Genomic DNA, 15,242 nt, shown 5'->3' with positions numbered 1-15,242 from the left:
ACAGAATTAATTACATATTAGTTATTTACCAATTCTTTGCCAGTCAAGGATTTCAGTCCAGATTTTTGTGTAATTAATCTTGTCCGATTACTTATTAAGCTATTTATTCTTCCCCTGCTCCCCCTGCCCCCTGCCCCCTCTTCCCCTTCACTCGTCAATTTCGACTTGACAGACTACTAGCCTCTGAATAGGCGGTGTAAACTTTTCAATAATTCTCTGGCCGTGTAAGGTTTTGATAAAATTCCTTGCACATTAGCATCAGCAGCTTGAGCAAAGACTTCCATTGAGTTCAGTCCGCTACAGGCAATAATTTGAACCTGCTTGTTCATTTTTTGCAAGGTGCGAATAGCAGTGATTCCATCCATCTCCGGCATCATTATATTCATCAATACAGCATTGATTTGATGCTTGTATTGGGCATAAAGTGCGATCGCTTCTATGCCATTACTGGCAGCAAGTATCTTATAGTTATGGTTTTCTAGAATGATTGTGGCAATCTCCCGAATTTGGGCTTCATCATCTACAACTAAAATCAATTCTCCCTGTCCTGGAAGCAGATCCACCTCTTCTATCCTGAACAGTTGGGTTGCTTCCACTGCTGGTAAGAACAGGTCAAATTTGCTGCCTCTACCAACATTGCTAGACACTTTGATAAAACCGTCGTGGCTTCTAATGATGCCCAGCACTGTTGAAAGTCCGAGTCCCGTACCTGCATTGACCTCTTTTGTAGTAAAAAATGGATCAAAAATTCTATCTAATATGTCTGGCGGTATCCCAATTCCGTTATCCGCAACGGTAATCACAATATAATGCCCAACTTTGGCATCGAGATTCATTCTGGTATAAGCTTCATCAATAAACTTATTTTCCGCAGAAATTTTGATATTGCCGCCATCTGGTAAAGCATCGCGGGCATTTACTACCAGATTCATTAGCACTTGATGCAATTGTGTGGTGTCCACAGTGATAGCCCAAATGTCTTCTGGGATAACCGTGGAAAATTCAATAGATTTGGGAAATGTCTGTTTAGAAATTTGGATAATTTCTGATATCAGGTACTTGATTTGGATAATTGTCCGCTCTCCTTTAAACCCTCGCGCAAAGGACAAGACTTGCTTCACTAAAGCTGCTCCGCGTTTGGCGTTGCTTTCTACGAGTGCCATCAATTGCCCAGAATACTCCTCGTCTTGGAAAAATTTTTCCTGTGCCAATTGAGCCGCTGCCAAAATTGGTGTCAATATATTGTTCAAGTCGTGGGCAATACCACCTGCAAGAGTACCAAGGCTGTCCAATCGCTGGGTGCGAAAAAACTGCTCTTCGAGTTGTTTCTTTTCGGTGATGTCAGTGTCAACAGTCAGGATAGATTTGGGTTTTTCTTCAGGATCACGCATCAATGTCCAGCGGCTTTCCACAACAATTTTCTTACCGGATTTCGTCACATTACATAACTCACCATGCCACGAGCCACTCTCAATCACGCTTTTTAGCGGTACTTCCAGTTGCTGCTGAGTTCCTGCTGGGTACAAAATCTCCTGGGTGTCTTTTCCTATAACCTCTATAGAAAGCCAACCGTACATCCGCTCTGCACCTTTATTCCAGAATAAGATTTGAGACTGGAAATCTCGAACTAATATGGCGTCGGTGGCGATATCAAGTAGAGCGGCTTGTTCGGAGATTTTTTGTTCCGCCAGCTTGCGCTCAGTGACATCCCTATTTGTGCCAATCATCCTGATTATCTGACCGATTTCGTTATAGTAGACCTGACCTTTGCAGTTTAACCAGTGTAGGCTACCGTCGGGCCAGATAACTCGATAATCTGTAGTTGCCCTTCCTTCCTCAATCATGCGAGGTACACTTGCAGCAACAGATTCGCGGTCTTCTGGATGGATTAGATTGAGATAGTCTTCAAAGGTTGGACACAAGGTAGTGCTCGGCAGACCATAAAGTGGCCCCATATTGGCAGACCACATACTAGTATTGGCGATCAGGTTGCGATCCCATATACCCATTTGGCCAGCTTCCAGAGCTAAACTCAATCGTGCTTCACTTTCTTGCAGTGACTCTTCGGCCAGTTTGCGTTCAGTGATATCTTCGGCGATGCCACCATAGTAGTTAACTTTTCCTTGGGAATTATATACAGGAAAGCTCCGATCCCAGATCCAGCGCACCGATCCATCAGGTCGCAAAATTCGATATTCTACTGAAGCCGACTCACTACTAAGCTGTTGCTTTGCTGCATTGGTAAAGCGATCGCGATCGGCTGGATAAACGTTGTCTATCCAGGACTCAGGTTGCTCCAATAGACTTTGACAAGAGCGACCCCAAATTTTTTCATAAGCAGGACTAACGTACAAGATTCGGAATGAATCTGGGCTGGTAATCCAGATGACTGCGTGGCTATTTTCGGCAAAAGTGCGAAATTTCTCTTCACTCTGGCGCAGTGACTCTTCCGATAGTTTCCGCTCGGTGATATCTTCGGCAATGCAACCATAGTAGTTAACTTTTCCTTGGTCATCATAGACAGCAAAGCCCCGATTCCAAATCCAGCGCATCGATCCATCGGGTCGCAAAATCCGATATTCTACTGAAATAGATTGACTACCACTAAGTAGTTGCTCTACTGTTTTGGTGGCGCGATGGCGATCGTCTGGATGAATTGCCTCTAGCCATGAGTCTGGCTGGTCGTAAAGACTTTGGCAAGAGCGGCCCCAAATCCTCTCATAAGCAGGGCTAATGTACAAGGGATGGAATGAATCTGGGCTAGCAATACTGATGATGGCGTGGGTGTTTTCGGCAAAATTGCGAAATTTCTCCTCGCTTTGGCGCAGTGCAACTTCTGCAAGTTGGCGTTCGTGTAGCGCGGCTTGCTGTTCAGTAATATCTCTGCCTACCCCTTGGATTTCAACAAGCTCTCCTTTGTCATCATGAATTGCGATCGCATTCCATTGAAACCAGCGGATACCGTTGACTGTCAATGCACGTCGCTCATGATTAGTCAAGGGATGGAATGAAGATCCTAAAGTTGTCATATCTTCCATGACTTCAGGCAAGTCATCTGAATGAAGAAACTGGAAAAATAACTGACCACGAAACTCATCTTGTTTCCAGCCGAAGGTTTGAGAAGCAGCCATATTGGCAAAGGTAATCTGCCCCTGCAAATCAATGCGGATAATTATGTCAGTTTGACTTTCCACAAGTTGGCGATAGAGGTTTTCGCTCTGCCGTAATGCAATTTCTGCGCGTTGGCGTTCGATAATTTCTTGTTGCAAGAGGACGTTGGACATAACAAGTTCTGCTGTCCGTTCTGCCACTCGTTTTTCTAACTCCTCGTAAGCTTGGTGCAGTGATTCCTTTGCCTGTTGGCGGTCGCTAATATTGCAGAGTAACCAGCGCCAACCAACTTGCTTCCCCTGTGAATCGTAGATGGCAGTGGCTCTTATGCTAGCCGGAAAAGCTGTACCTCCCCGTGGTTTTAGGTAAACTTCCCACTCCTGTACATGCTGCGAATTATTCAGTCGGGTGGTAAAAGTCTGGCGATCTTCCTGAGCAATAAATAAATTTAATGGTTTGTTTACTAAATATTTTTGGCGGATAGCCAGCAAGGTTGCTGCTGCTCGGTTAGCCTCTTGGATAACACCTGCTGCATCAGTTACCAAGTAACCATCTGGAGCGAACTCAAACAAATCCTGGTAACGCTGGCGCTCCAATTCTACTAGCTCACGGGCAACTGCCAACTCTTCGTTTTGTTGACGCAGTTCTTCTTCCACAATCTGGAGTTCTTCAAAGGCTTGCTGAAGTTCCTGATTAACTTGCATCATTTCAGCCGATTGTGCCTCAAGCCATAGTTTTAAGTGATTTTGAGTTTGTCTGCGGACTTGCTCTATCTCAATTGACTGATGAACCTGCCTGAATTCATCTGTGGGTTTTTGTAAATATTGCTGCAAGCCTTCAACGACCCCAACCATTTTTATCATGTCAAAGGCTTGTAGCAAGCCAGTCTCAGTGATGATTCCTAGCAATTGGCCGCGATCGTCCAAAACGGGCAAATAGTGAGTCTGATGCTGACGCAATAACGATAAGGCGATGAAAATATCCTGAGAATCTGATTGTCTAAGGGTAACGACTGGCTGCGTCATCACTTCAGCCATTGTCACCGTAGATAAGTCCATTCCAGAAGCTATAAGCCTAAGGACATCTCTATAAGTAAAAATACCTAATAAATTCACTCCATCCAGAACCAAGACACAACCAGTTAAAGGTTGACTTCTGGGGTTTAAATCTAATGACGAATTTAAATAGGTAGGTGTATAATTACCACATCTTTCCTGACTCATCAAGACAATAGCTTCGACTACAAAACTATCAGGGCTAATCGTTAATGGAGAACGATTAATAACATGATTTAAACTAGGTAAGTTAATCAGTTGATCGTTGAATCGCATGGTTAGTTTGTCAATTCTAATGATCTTTTTGATATAGCAGTCCTAAATCAAACGCGCAGGATTTGAAATTATTGCGACCCCCTGTAATCCACCCAAAGCATCGGGGGGACGGCGTTAGCCGGGGGGTTAATTTTCTTACAACTCATTTAGGATTGCTATATTAGAGCGAACTAGCAGAAGCTAGAGTAAGTAAACTTTTAAAAATCAGGAATTATTCTCGTACAATTGGTACTCAATCAACTCTATTGATAAATCCGCCCTGTAAATCTTACAAGACTCAATAGAGGGGACATAGTGCAAGTTAGTAACTAAACCAGGAAGTAGATAGCGTTTTAAGAGTCGCCAAACTTATTCTATTGTCAAATTAGAGATAGATGATCTGTTATTTCAAGAGATTACCTTAATTGATAGTCTTGGTAGTCTTGTTAGCGTGAAATCTTTGATAATTGATGATTAGAGATATTAAACCCTTGCTTCCCGAACGTCGCCAGAAGGTTCGTGCTTTCGGCTGTTTTGATAAACCTCCAGCAAGACTTTCAAGAACCAAGTCAGGGTGCAGAAAGCAAAATGAAAGAGGATTTGAGTTGTTTATTCTATTCATAGCGGGTAGCACGCTACCAGTAAGGCTGCTCCTAATACCAATTTTTTGTGAAACTGCACAAAATCAAGCTTGGCCAGACTTGGGGCTTGAGCAAATTGTTCTATGCAACCTCACAGGTAATCGGTATAAGTCCCAGATTTTTAGTTGTACTAATTTATACGAAGATAATTTGGGGCTATTGTAAAGAAATAGCTAAATAACTTGATGTCATTACTTAAATAAATATGTATAATAATATACGATTATTAAGTATTTTAAATTTCCTCACAAGTTCCTCATATTTTTACAATATAGTCAAAATATAGACAGCTTGTTTTAAATATCTACGGGCTTGTCAACTGGCTGCCCTGATTTGCAATAACACTTTTATTAACAGGATTTGAGAAAAATATGAATTACTGTCCTTGCTGTTCAAGTTTACTTTTAGAACATATACGCCATGCAGAGAGTTTCTGGTTTTGTCGCCACTGCTGGCAAGAAATGCCTGTTTATAATTTGAACGAATCCAGTTCATTCACCGAGGCTGTTATGGGAAAACTACCTAGAAAACCTCAAAAAGAAAAACGTAGAAATACTACTGTTTACGCAAGCCAATGGCAACCTATCACCGAATGGATAGGGCTACAAGATTTGTCTGCCTAAATACCAAGTTACTGAAGGTTATTCAGTATAACTTATTTCGTCTTTATTCCAGTAACCAATTGTCATAAAATGCGAGGATGTAACCCACCCATGAGGCATTACCTGACACAGCCAGAAAGATAAAACAGCGAATTTCCATAAAACCCACAGCAAAGAGGCGAGGTTCCTCTGAGGTTAGGCTACCGTGTATACACAAGTCAAAAAACCTCATCCACATTGGCTTGAATCTCGTGGGGTGGGTTATGGACATTAGTCCTAACGCACCGAAAATCTAGGATGGTGCGTTAGCCTACGGCGGCATAACACACTTTTGCATTAGTAGGTTTTGAGGACTTGTGCGTACACCGTAGCCCCTTTAACAGAGAAGTATTGCTACGCTGGCGGTGGTTCTCTCCTCTTCTCAAGCACCTAACTCATTCATCAAGATTTATTGCTTACTTTAATAATCTCTTGTTTATAACCCCCGACTTAATTCGAGGGTTTTTAATGCTGAAAAATTAATTTTTAATTTTGATTTTATTGGGATGCTGCTAATGGAGTTCAGCTTCTAAATGCAGCCTCAATAGTCTTCCCACGATTCGTGATTCAGTAGGTCGATAATTCTATCTCTGAGTAGAAATTCGTTTTTTTCTAACTCAAGTTCAAAATTTATCCAGTCAGGATGAGGAATATATTTACAGAGGGTATAAATTGGCTGCTGACGGTTAACAAGTCTCTTTTTAACAAGTTGAAGTGCTTCTTCCTTGATAACCTCGATATCATATTTAACCGTAGTGTTCATAGGTCGTTCCTTTGTTTTCAATCAAGGAATTAAGAATCAAAACAAAAGTTGCTTTGACTCTTCCTTAAACTTATCAAAGAAAATTGGCGAGAATTGTGAAGAATCAAGACATTAATCCTTGCTAGAAGTTAGATATGTCAGTAAGATACTCTTTGGGACTCCACGTATACCCCCTTTAGAGAGACTCTTGCAGAGGAATAAGGCTGGCACAACAACCTGTAAACACTAAAAGAGGATGTAGATGCTCTCTGGGCGACTTGCTAAAAGGTAGGCTAGGGTAAAGAACATTGTCTAAAAAACTTATACTATGCTCCTGAATCTTGATAAAGTTCGTCAATATTTTCCTGCTCTAGCTGGTGAATGGACTTTTTTCGATAATGCTGGCGGGTCACAAACCCTGAAAAAAGTAGTAGATAGAATTAGCGAATATCTCTTAAGTTCTGATGTCCAGTTGGGAGCTTCTTATGCGGTTTCTCAACTTGCAGGAGAACGATTGGCTTTAGCAACTAGAGGAATAGCTACTTTCATTAATGCCAATTCTTCTAAAGAAGTGGTCATGGGCCCATCTACTACAATGATGTTGAAAGTTCTCTCAATTTGTCTGGGTCAAACCTTCATACCTGGTGATGAAATTATTGTTACTAATTGTGACCATGAGGCGAATATTGGTGCTTGGGTCGCTCTTGAAAAACAAGGAATAAAGGTTAAAGTGTGGCAAATTCGCTCAGATACCTTAGAACTTCATTTAGCAGATTTAGAACCATTAATGAGTCAGCGCACCAAACTAGTAGCTTTGACTCATGCTTCTAATGTTCTAGGAACCATCAACCCGATTAAAGAAATTGCTGCATTTGTGCACGATCGCGGCGCTATGATTTGTGTGGATGGTGTAGCTTATGCACCCCACAGATTAGTTGATGTGCAAGATTTGGATGTTGATTTCTATACTTTGAGTTGTTATAAGGTCTATGGGCCACATCATGCCCTACTTTATGGTAAAGAAGAACATTTATTAAGATTGCCTGGTCTTAACCATTATTTTATTGAACAGACAGATATCCCTTATAAATTTCAGTTAGGGAATGTCAATTTTGAATTAAGTTATGGAATGTTAGGGTTATGTGATTATCTAAGTGAATTAGCACAACTGCACTACGGCAATCAAACTGCACCTGATTTGAGAAATAAAATGGTGCAGGCGTTTGATTTAATTAGCATACATGAAGAAAAGATTAGCGATCGCCTCCTAAATTATCTCAACAGCAAGTCTAATGTGCGAGTGATTGGTCAATCAAAAGCTGACCGTCAATCCCGTGTGCCAACTATATCTTTTGTGGTAGATGGAATGAATAGCTCAACTATTCCTGCAAAAATTGACCAACATTATATTGGCATTCGCTACGGAGACTTTTATGCTAAACAGCTCATTGAATACCTGGGGTTAGCATCGCTTGGTGGAATAGTCCGGGTGAGTATGGTGCATTACAACACCCTTGGGGAAGTTAACAGCTTGATTGAGGCTTTTGAGCAGATATTTTAACCGTTACTAAGCTGCAAAACTTGCACCTCTTCTTGTGGCGAAATTAATGTTTTACCCATAGGTAGAACAGCTAAGGCATTGGTTTGAGCTAAATTAATTAAATCGCCAGAACTGTGACTACCAGTAGCTTTGTGAAATTCGTAAACTCCATCAATTAAATGCAATTTACCCCAAAGGTAAGTTTCGCGCTTGCCCTGCGATCGCAATTCATCATGCGATCGCACTTTCAAAAACACTGGTTCCCAACCTTCAGTAATTCCCGAAAGTTTCTTGATTGCTGGTAGCACAAACCGCCAAAAAGTTACTAAAACAGCACCAGGGTTTCCTGGTAAACCAAAATAGACTGGGGACTGGGGACTGGGGAGTGTGGCGACGGTGAGGGGTTTTCCTGGCCTTATCTGTACAGCCCGAATGTGGATTTTTGCTTTTAGTGACTCTAGAATTTTGTCAACATAATCATAATCTCCCACTGAGACACCACCAGAAGAGATAACTATATCAGCGATCGCAACGGCGTGGGTAATGACTTTCTCCAGAGCAACTGGATCATCCTTAACAATACCTAAAATTAACGGTTCTGCCCCACTTTCTCTTACCAACGCTGCGATCGCATACTGATTAGAATCCACAATTTGCCCTGGTTGCAATTGTTTATCAATTGACACCAACTCATCACCAGTGGAAAAAATTGCCACACGCGGACGGCGGTAAACACTTAATTGCGGACATTGTGCTGCTGCCAATACGCCAATTTCTGGGGCATTTAACTTAATTCCTGCTGGTAGTAGTTGTGTTCCAGCTTGGTAAAAAGATGCTTTGTGTCTCACAAATTCTTGTGGTTTTGGCGCATCCAAGATAAATACGCGGTTTTCCTCTCGACGTGTCTTCTCCTGCATGACTACAGTATCTGCACCTGCTGGGATCACCGCACCTGTGAAAATCCGCGCTGCTTGCCCTAGTTGAATCGGAGATTTGGGCTGATACCCAGCCGGAATATCTTCAACAATTTCTAAAACGGCTGGTTGTTCGCTGCTAGAGTGCTGTACATCTTCGTAGCGGACTGCATACCCATCCATTTCCGAATTATCCCAATGGGGAAAATCTAGCGGACTGGTGACAGGTGTTGCCAAAATCCGACTATGGGCTGCCAATAAATCGACAACTTCTGTATCCCGTTGATGAGCAAACGGCTGCACCAAATTTAAAATAATTGCTTCTGCATCGCTGACTGATAACATAGCGATCGCCTCCGACTTTTTCCTTGTAAAGTAACACTGACCAATTTTAGATTTTAAATTTTGGATTGAAGGATTCAAAATTTAAACCTGGTTTCACAGCCACCGTTGTTTCAAATATGGAACAAGGGGCTTAAGCCGCTTGTCTAATTGTGATAATAGCTAGATTTACGCCAAGCTGTACTAGCTTTTTTCTGCTTGAGGCTAAATCCCAAACTACACACTGCTAGTAAACCTATAATTATGCTTCCTTCGGGGACTTTGGATACCTGAACCGAATTGTTACTTAAATCTAGTATTTGCTTTGTGCCTGCTGCATCTCTATTCTTAAAGTTCAACTCAGCAGCATAAGCTAAGTCGTTAGCGGTTATGGCGATCGCTAACACTAAACCAGTAGTTGTCACCATACTAATAGCTGTTTTAGTAAACAGATGTTTCATGGATATAACTTCCAAATTAATTAAAATTAAGTTTTTACAACAATACAATATTTCCCAAAAACCGAATGAAAGTTCAAGTCATTCGGGGAAAGTTAGCAAGAATCAAGAAAATAGCAAGTTTTCTTCGGCAGTAGTGTTTGCGAAGGTTCAGGGATCTAGGCACTCACTAAAAAATAACGCTTTCATTGCTCGGTAGATATCGAATCTAAGTTTGACAAAGATAAGCGAGGGAGATTTGGCGATCGCTTAAAGGCACTGCACTCTCATCCTAAGCCCTTCGGGCTGCGTAAACGGACACGCTACGCCAACGCGCAATCACAGTTACCGAAGGCATAGCATAGCGAATACCAAACAAACGACATTGTTTAGTCACTGTCGGCTGCAATCGGCTTTCCGCAGGGTATGAGAACCGCTATAACTGCTTAATCCTATTCTTGAGTCGTGCAGTTGGCAGTTGCCTAAATTTCTGTTGGCTGGTTTTTGTTCGTTTACAGCGCAGCAAGTAGCCAAGTCATCATCTTAATATTAAAAACAGGAGCAATCATTATTTCCCAACCCCTAAATAAAAATACTTGTTTTGTATGACAATCGAACGAGTTCCTCAAAAACACTATCCCAAGGCTGAGATTGGGCGACGAGGTATGGCATTGGGACTTGATTTCCTTGGTGTCTGGTTAGTCAGTTCCCTACTGGGAGGCGGCGATATCGGTATTCAATTTGTTGAAATTTTAGTTTTCGTAATACTTTGGCTGGTTTTGCGGGTGCTACTGGTATATAACAATCAAGGGCAAAGTTTAGGGCGTTGGGCGTTCGATTTAAAGGTGTTGTCAGTCGAAGATGGGCAAGTAATGGGTAGAATTCCAGATTTGCCCTCACTGCTGAAGCGAGAGGCGATCATCGGCTTGGGTGCCCTTTTAGTGTCAATTGCCTTAAGCAATATTAGAGCCAATCCCACTGCTATACTGCTAGTACTTCCCCTAGCAATTGATTGTGGGACTGCCTTCTCTGATGCCCAGATGCGGCAGGCTTTACACGATCGCTACTGCGGAACTTTCATAGTTTCGTCGCGTCGTGGCTACTCGCTCGATATAAAAGTCAAAAGATTAGTTGAAAATATGCGGCGGAATGTGAGAAGATAGTCATTTGTGTTAATTCTCTTCAGGCTTCACTGTTTGTAAGATTATGGCTAAGAGTAAAGGTGCCCGCATAATTGTGACACTAGAGTGTACTGAGTGTCGGACAAATTCAGACAAGCGTTCTGCTGGTGTTTCACGTTATACCAGTACCAAGAATCGCCGCAACACCACTAACCGACTAGAACTGAAAAAGTTCTGTACCCACTGCAACAAACATACCCTTCACAAGGAAATTAAGTAAAGATGAGTTATTTCCGTCGTCGCCTTTCTCCGATCAAGCCGGGAGAACCAATCGATTATAAAGATGTTGATTTATTGCGTAAGTTTGTCACCGAACGGGGTAAGATACTGCCACGTCGAATTACTGGGCTGACGTCTCAGCAACAGCGAGAGTTGACATTAGCAATTAAACGTTCGCGGATTGTGGCTTTGTTGCCATTTATCAATGCGGAAGGCTAGAGCAATTTTGGATTTTGGATTTTAGATTTTGGATTATAAAGAGAAGCTGTATTGAAATAAACATTTGGCTTTATCTTTCTGAAACCAAAATCTCAAATCTGAAAAAGAGAGTGTAAAATAGATTGCTGCATGGAAAATGGTTGGATTTAGGATTTAATAAACACCAGTTATAAAATCCCTTCGGGTTCAGCAGTCGCTCATGGGGGAAAGCCCCATCGCCTTTGGCGTCTCCCCTTGGGAGAAGACCGCGCTGCTTCACCAAAATCCAAAATCTAAAATCTAAAATTATTAGAGTGCGAGAGTTGTGGAGAAGGGGACGTTAGTTGAATTTAGGGTTCAAGGCGATCGCCGTCTGGGCATCGTAGAACGTCCAGACGGTAAAACCCGCTGGTTTGTGGTAGACGAACGTGGTCAATCCCACAGCCTCGCGCCTAGACAAATAACTTATACAGTTACCGGACAGACTTACAAGCCCTCTGAGATTGCCAGCTTTTTGGAGCAGGTCAAGCCTTATTTAGACCCATCTAGTTTAGAAGTGGCTTGGGAATTACTGGTTGAAGATGGGGAAACAGTCACCTCAGACCAAATGGCGAATCTGCTATTTTCTGAATCAGCCACCCCTCATTGTTACGCCGCCTATTGCTTGTTATCAGACGATAAACTCTATTTCAAGCAAAAAGGAGACGCTTACGAGCCGAGAACTGCTGCTCAGGTAGCAGAACGCAAGCACCAACTGGAAGTAGAGGCACTAAAAGCTAAGGGACAGCAGGAATTTTTAACTCGTGTAGAGCAGGCGCTCCAAGGTGAAGTGGTAGAGTGGGGGCGCCACGATCGCCAGCGCTTAGAAGGACTAGAAAAATACGCAGCGCTGATAGCTGACACCGTGCGGACGGGGGTTAATTATGACTCCTTGGCTCGCGCTTATCCGCCCAGCGCTCCAGTATTAGAAACTATGACCATGCTGGGACGACCCACAACACCCCAAGGAGCCTTTCAACTGCTGGTGGATTTGGGTTACTGGAGTCCTTATGAAAACTTGTTCCTGCGTCGTTCTTCAATTCCGATTCAGTTTCCTAATAAGGTATTAGAAGTGGCGCAACAGCGTTTGGATTTCCCGCCAATTGACTCAGATACAAACCGCCTTGATCTGACTCACCTGAAGGTCTACACCATTGATGATGAAACTACTACAGAGATCGACGATGGTCTGAGTTGGGAAGTACTCGCCGATGGACGGGAACGCCTGTGGGTGCATATCGCCGATCCCACTAGATGGTTAGTGCCGGAAGATGAATTAGATTTGGAAGCCAGAAAGCGGGGTAGTACAGTCTATTTACCTACGGGAATGATTCCTATGTTCCCAGAAGTATTGGCTACTGGGCCAATGAGTCTGATCCAGGGACGGGTTTGTTGCGCCCTCAGTTTCGGGATTGTTTTAGGTACAACTGGGGCGGTAGAAGACTACAGCATTCATACCAGCTTGATTAAGCCGACTTATCGCCTCACCTACGAAGATGTAGATGAAATGCTGCAATTAAGGGTACAAGCAGAACCGGAAATTGCAGCGATCGCCACTTGGGCAAAGAAGCGCAAAGCTTGGCGTTACGATCAAGGGGCAATTAGCATCACTATGCCCGAAGCGATGATCAAAGTCAAAGGTGATGAGATCAACATTGACATTTTGGACGATTCCCCATCACGGCAAGTGGTAGCAGAAATGATGATTCTTGCCGGTGAAGTTGCGGCTCGTTATGGTAAAGCTCATAACATACCTTTGCCCTTTCGCGGTCAGCCCCAACCGGAATTACCCCCAGAAGAAGAATTACTCCTACTTCCAGCCGGATTCGTTCGGGCTTGCGCTATGCGTCGTTGTATGCCCAAGAGTGAAATGAGCATTACGCCTCTGCGCCATGCTGGTTTAGGTTTGGATACTTACACTCAAGCAACCTCTCCCATCCGCCGCTACAGTGACTTGCTTACCCACTTCCAACTTAAAGCCCATTTGCGGGGTGAAGTTCTGCCATTTTCCGCAGATCAACTTAAAGAAGTGATGATGACTGTCACCAGCATCACCCAAGAGGTGACGATGGTAGAACGGCAAACTAATAGATATTATGCTTTAGAGTATTTACGCCGTCATCCAGAGGAAACTTGGGATGTAACAGTGTTGATGTGGCTGCGGGAAGACAGCAACTTGGCTCTAATTTTGTTAGAAGATTTGGGCTTGCAGTTACCAATGGTTTTCAAACGTTCTGTGAACTTGGGCGAACAGATAGTGGTGAAAGTTAGCCACGCTGATCCACAAAAAGATATGATCCAGTTTCAAGAAATAATTTATCAAGAAGCTCAAACAGCAGCGAATTAACCTTGCTCTAACCTCTGTCGGTTAGGATATAGGGTCAGTGGTTATCGGGATTTAGAGACAGTTTTTTTAAGTGAGGATATCCCTTCAAATTGCATTTGATATAAGCGATCGCTTGATCTCGGAATATGTTAACAAAGAATAACAAAGTAATTATTTTTGATACCACCATGCGTGATGGAGAATTGACGCCTGGTGTCAAAATGAATTTGCAACAAAAAATCACCATCTCCCAATTGCTCGAAAAAATGGGAGTAGATATTATTGAAGTTGGTTATCCAGGAAGTTCTCAAAAAGATTTTGATGAAGTCTTTAATATTTCTAAAATAATTAAAAAATCTACTATTTGTGGACTAGCAAGTTCCAGTCCCAATGAGATAATGACTCTAGCTGAAGCAATTAAACCAGCTATAAGAGGTAGAATTCATACTTATACTCCGGTAAATATTAAAAATCAATCTCAACTCAGCAAAGAAGAAGTATTAGCAACAATCAAACAGAGTGTTTCTCTAGCACGCAATTACTGTGATGATGTAGAATGGAGTGCTTTTGACGCTCCCAGAAGTGAGCCAGATTTTTTGTGTAAATCTATTGAAACTGCAATTAATAGTGGTGCTAATACTATTAGTATTCCTGATAGCTTAGGCTTGGCATCGCCAGAAGATTTTTCGCAACTTCTGCAAATGATTTTTAATCGAGTCCCAAATATTGATCAAGCTGTCGTTTCAGTACACTGTCATGATGATTTGGGCATGGCGATAGATAATTCAATCATTGCTTTAAGTTGTGGCGTGAGGCAAATTGAATGTGCAATTAATGGTTTGGGTGCGAGAAAAGGTAATGCAGATTTAAATAAAGTTATGATTGAGGTTTTAAAACAGGGGAATTATCAAATTGATATTGATACTTTGTTAATGAGTAAAGCAGCAGAGTTTATTTTTCAAATAACTGGAATTGGAAAGGGAAAATAGTTAATAGTAAGTCTTGAACTGGTTGCTAAAATTTTATCCGTAGTGATTGAACTCGCTCACTGTTTTTTCCCCATCTCCTCACACCGTACTTTTGACATCACAGCCCGGATATAGTCATTTTTACCATTGGTATAAGCCTCGCGATCGCTCCGAAATTTTACCACCAAATCGCGTTTTAAAGCTTCATATAGTTTCGCCTCTTCAGGATGTCTTCTCAGATAGTCGCAAAATAGCTTGCGCTCCCAAAATTCGCTCTCAACCTCGACTATGTGAACATGATGAGTCCGTTGTTTTCCGTATGGTGGCATTCCTTTCACAAAAAACATCCGTCCAGGACGCGGATCTTCACGCCAATAAACGTATCCCAAGGACTCCAATATCGGAACAGCAGATTTTGCATTTACTAAGGAATGCACTCCTACCATAATATCAATAATTGGTTTGGCTGCCATTCCTGGTACTGCCGTACTACCAATATGTTCAATTTGCACAACTAAGTCATTGCCTAGTGCCTGCCAAATACGCGCGGCTTCTTCTGTAAACAAAGTCTGCCAACCTGGGTCATATTCGACTATATTGACCTCATCCATAGGTGAAATTAATTTTATCTACAGCAGTCGTGATTGGTTAAAT

At 42.3% G+C, this 15,242-nt stretch carries 13 protein-coding genes; 7 read left to right on the top strand and 6 right to left on the bottom strand.

Annotated features, from left to right (window positions below; genetic code table 11):
• Window positions 1-176: 176 nt before the first annotated feature.
• A complete protein-coding gene (locus V7K30_RS33140) occupies window positions 177-4,442 on the bottom strand; it encodes a PAS domain S-box protein (RefSeq protein ID WP_335006693.1) in 4,266 nt (1,421 codons plus the stop codon).
• A 449-nt stretch (window positions 4,443-4,891) separates the two neighbouring features.
• Here V7K30_RS33140 and V7K30_RS33135 point away from each other — a divergent pair, with 449 nt between their 5' ends.
• Window positions 4,892-5,227 carry a hypothetical protein gene (locus V7K30_RS33135; protein ID WP_335006691.1) on the top strand — a complete coding sequence of 112 codons (336 nt, stop codon included), beginning with the start codon at window positions 4,892-4,894 and terminating at the stop codon, window positions 5,225-5,227.
• Between the two features lie 501 nt (window positions 5,228-5,728).
• Here the strand turns inward: V7K30_RS33135 and V7K30_RS33130 are convergent.
• Both V7K30_RS33130 and V7K30_RS33125 read right to left on the bottom strand, forming a co-directional pair.
• Window positions 5,729-5,902 (bottom strand): hypothetical protein, encoded by a 174-nt coding sequence (locus tag V7K30_RS33130; RefSeq protein WP_335006689.1) that lies wholly within the window; start codon window positions 5,900-5,902, stop codon window positions 5,729-5,731.
• A 342-nt stretch (window positions 5,903-6,244) separates the two neighbouring features.
• Window positions 6,245-6,466, bottom strand: coding sequence for a DUF4327 family protein (locus tag V7K30_RS33125; protein WP_335006688.1), 222 nt, complete (start codon window positions 6,464-6,466; stop codon window positions 6,245-6,247).
• 307 nt (window positions 6,467-6,773) lie between these two features.
• Between V7K30_RS33125 and V7K30_RS33120 the strand changes: the two genes are divergently transcribed.
• The gene (locus V7K30_RS33120; RefSeq protein WP_335006687.1) at window positions 6,774-8,006 is read left to right on the top strand and encodes a cysteine desulfurase-like protein; all 1,233 of its coding nucleotides are present in this window, start codon (window positions 6,774-6,776) and stop codon (window positions 8,004-8,006) included.
• Here V7K30_RS33120 and V7K30_RS33115 read toward each other — a convergent pair.
• Both V7K30_RS33115 and V7K30_RS33110 read right to left on the bottom strand, forming a co-directional pair.
• Window positions 8,003-9,244, bottom strand: coding sequence for a molybdopterin molybdotransferase MoeA (locus V7K30_RS33115; protein ID WP_335006757.1), 1,242 nt, complete (start codon window positions 9,242-9,244; stop codon window positions 8,003-8,005). The two genes, V7K30_RS33120 and V7K30_RS33115, sit on opposite strands and share 4 nt — an antisense overlap.
• 143 nt (window positions 9,245-9,387) lie before the next feature.
• Window positions 9,388-9,681 (bottom strand): PEP-CTERM sorting domain-containing protein, encoded by a 294-nt coding sequence (locus V7K30_RS33110; protein ID WP_335006685.1) that lies wholly within the window; start codon window positions 9,679-9,681, stop codon window positions 9,388-9,390.
• A 581-nt stretch (window positions 9,682-10,262) separates the two neighbouring features.
• Between V7K30_RS33110 and V7K30_RS33105 the strand changes: the two genes are divergently transcribed.
• From V7K30_RS33105 to V7K30_RS33085, 5 genes are all read left to right on the top strand, one after another.
• Window positions 10,263-10,820, top strand: a complete 558-nt coding sequence (locus V7K30_RS33105) for an RDD family protein (protein ID WP_335006683.1) — start codon at window positions 10,263-10,265, stop codon at window positions 10,818-10,820.
• 43 nt (window positions 10,821-10,863) lie between these two features.
• The gene (gene rpmG, locus V7K30_RS33100) at window positions 10,864-11,058 is read left to right on the top strand and encodes a 50S ribosomal protein L33 (protein WP_335006682.1); all 195 of its coding nucleotides are present in this window, start codon (window positions 10,864-10,866) and stop codon (window positions 11,056-11,058) included.
• 2 nt (window positions 11,059-11,060) lie between these two features.
• Window positions 11,061-11,276 carry a 30S ribosomal protein S18 gene (gene rpsR / locus V7K30_RS33095; RefSeq protein WP_012411240.1) on the top strand — a complete coding sequence of 72 codons (216 nt, stop codon included), beginning with the start codon at window positions 11,061-11,063 and terminating at the stop codon, window positions 11,274-11,276.
• Between the two features lie 304 nt (window positions 11,277-11,580).
• Window positions 11,581-13,641, top strand: a complete 2,061-nt coding sequence (locus tag V7K30_RS33090) for a ribonuclease catalytic domain-containing protein (RefSeq protein ID WP_335006681.1) — start codon at window positions 11,581-11,583, stop codon at window positions 13,639-13,641.
• 125 nt (window positions 13,642-13,766) lie between these two features.
• Complete coding sequence (locus tag V7K30_RS33085; RefSeq protein ID WP_335006680.1) at window positions 13,767-14,609, top strand: 2-isopropylmalate synthase; 843 nt, start codon at window positions 13,767-13,769, stop codon at window positions 14,607-14,609.
• A 56-nt stretch (window positions 14,610-14,665) separates the two neighbouring features.
• Here V7K30_RS33085 and V7K30_RS33080 read toward each other — a convergent pair whose 3' ends face one another.
• Window positions 14,666-15,199 (bottom strand): GrpB family protein, encoded by a 534-nt coding sequence (locus tag V7K30_RS33080; protein ID WP_335006678.1) that lies wholly within the window; start codon window positions 15,197-15,199, stop codon window positions 14,666-14,668.
• Between the last annotated feature and the right edge of the window lie 43 nt (window positions 15,200-15,242).

Origin of the sequence: Nostoc sp., from assembly GCF_036917655.1 — a bacterium.
Lineage (GTDB): Bacteria > Cyanobacteriota > Cyanobacteriia > Cyanobacteriales > Nostocaceae > Nostoc.
The sequence above is the reverse complement of the archived record's forward strand: the minus strand, read 5'-3'. Positions and strand labels throughout refer to the sequence as shown.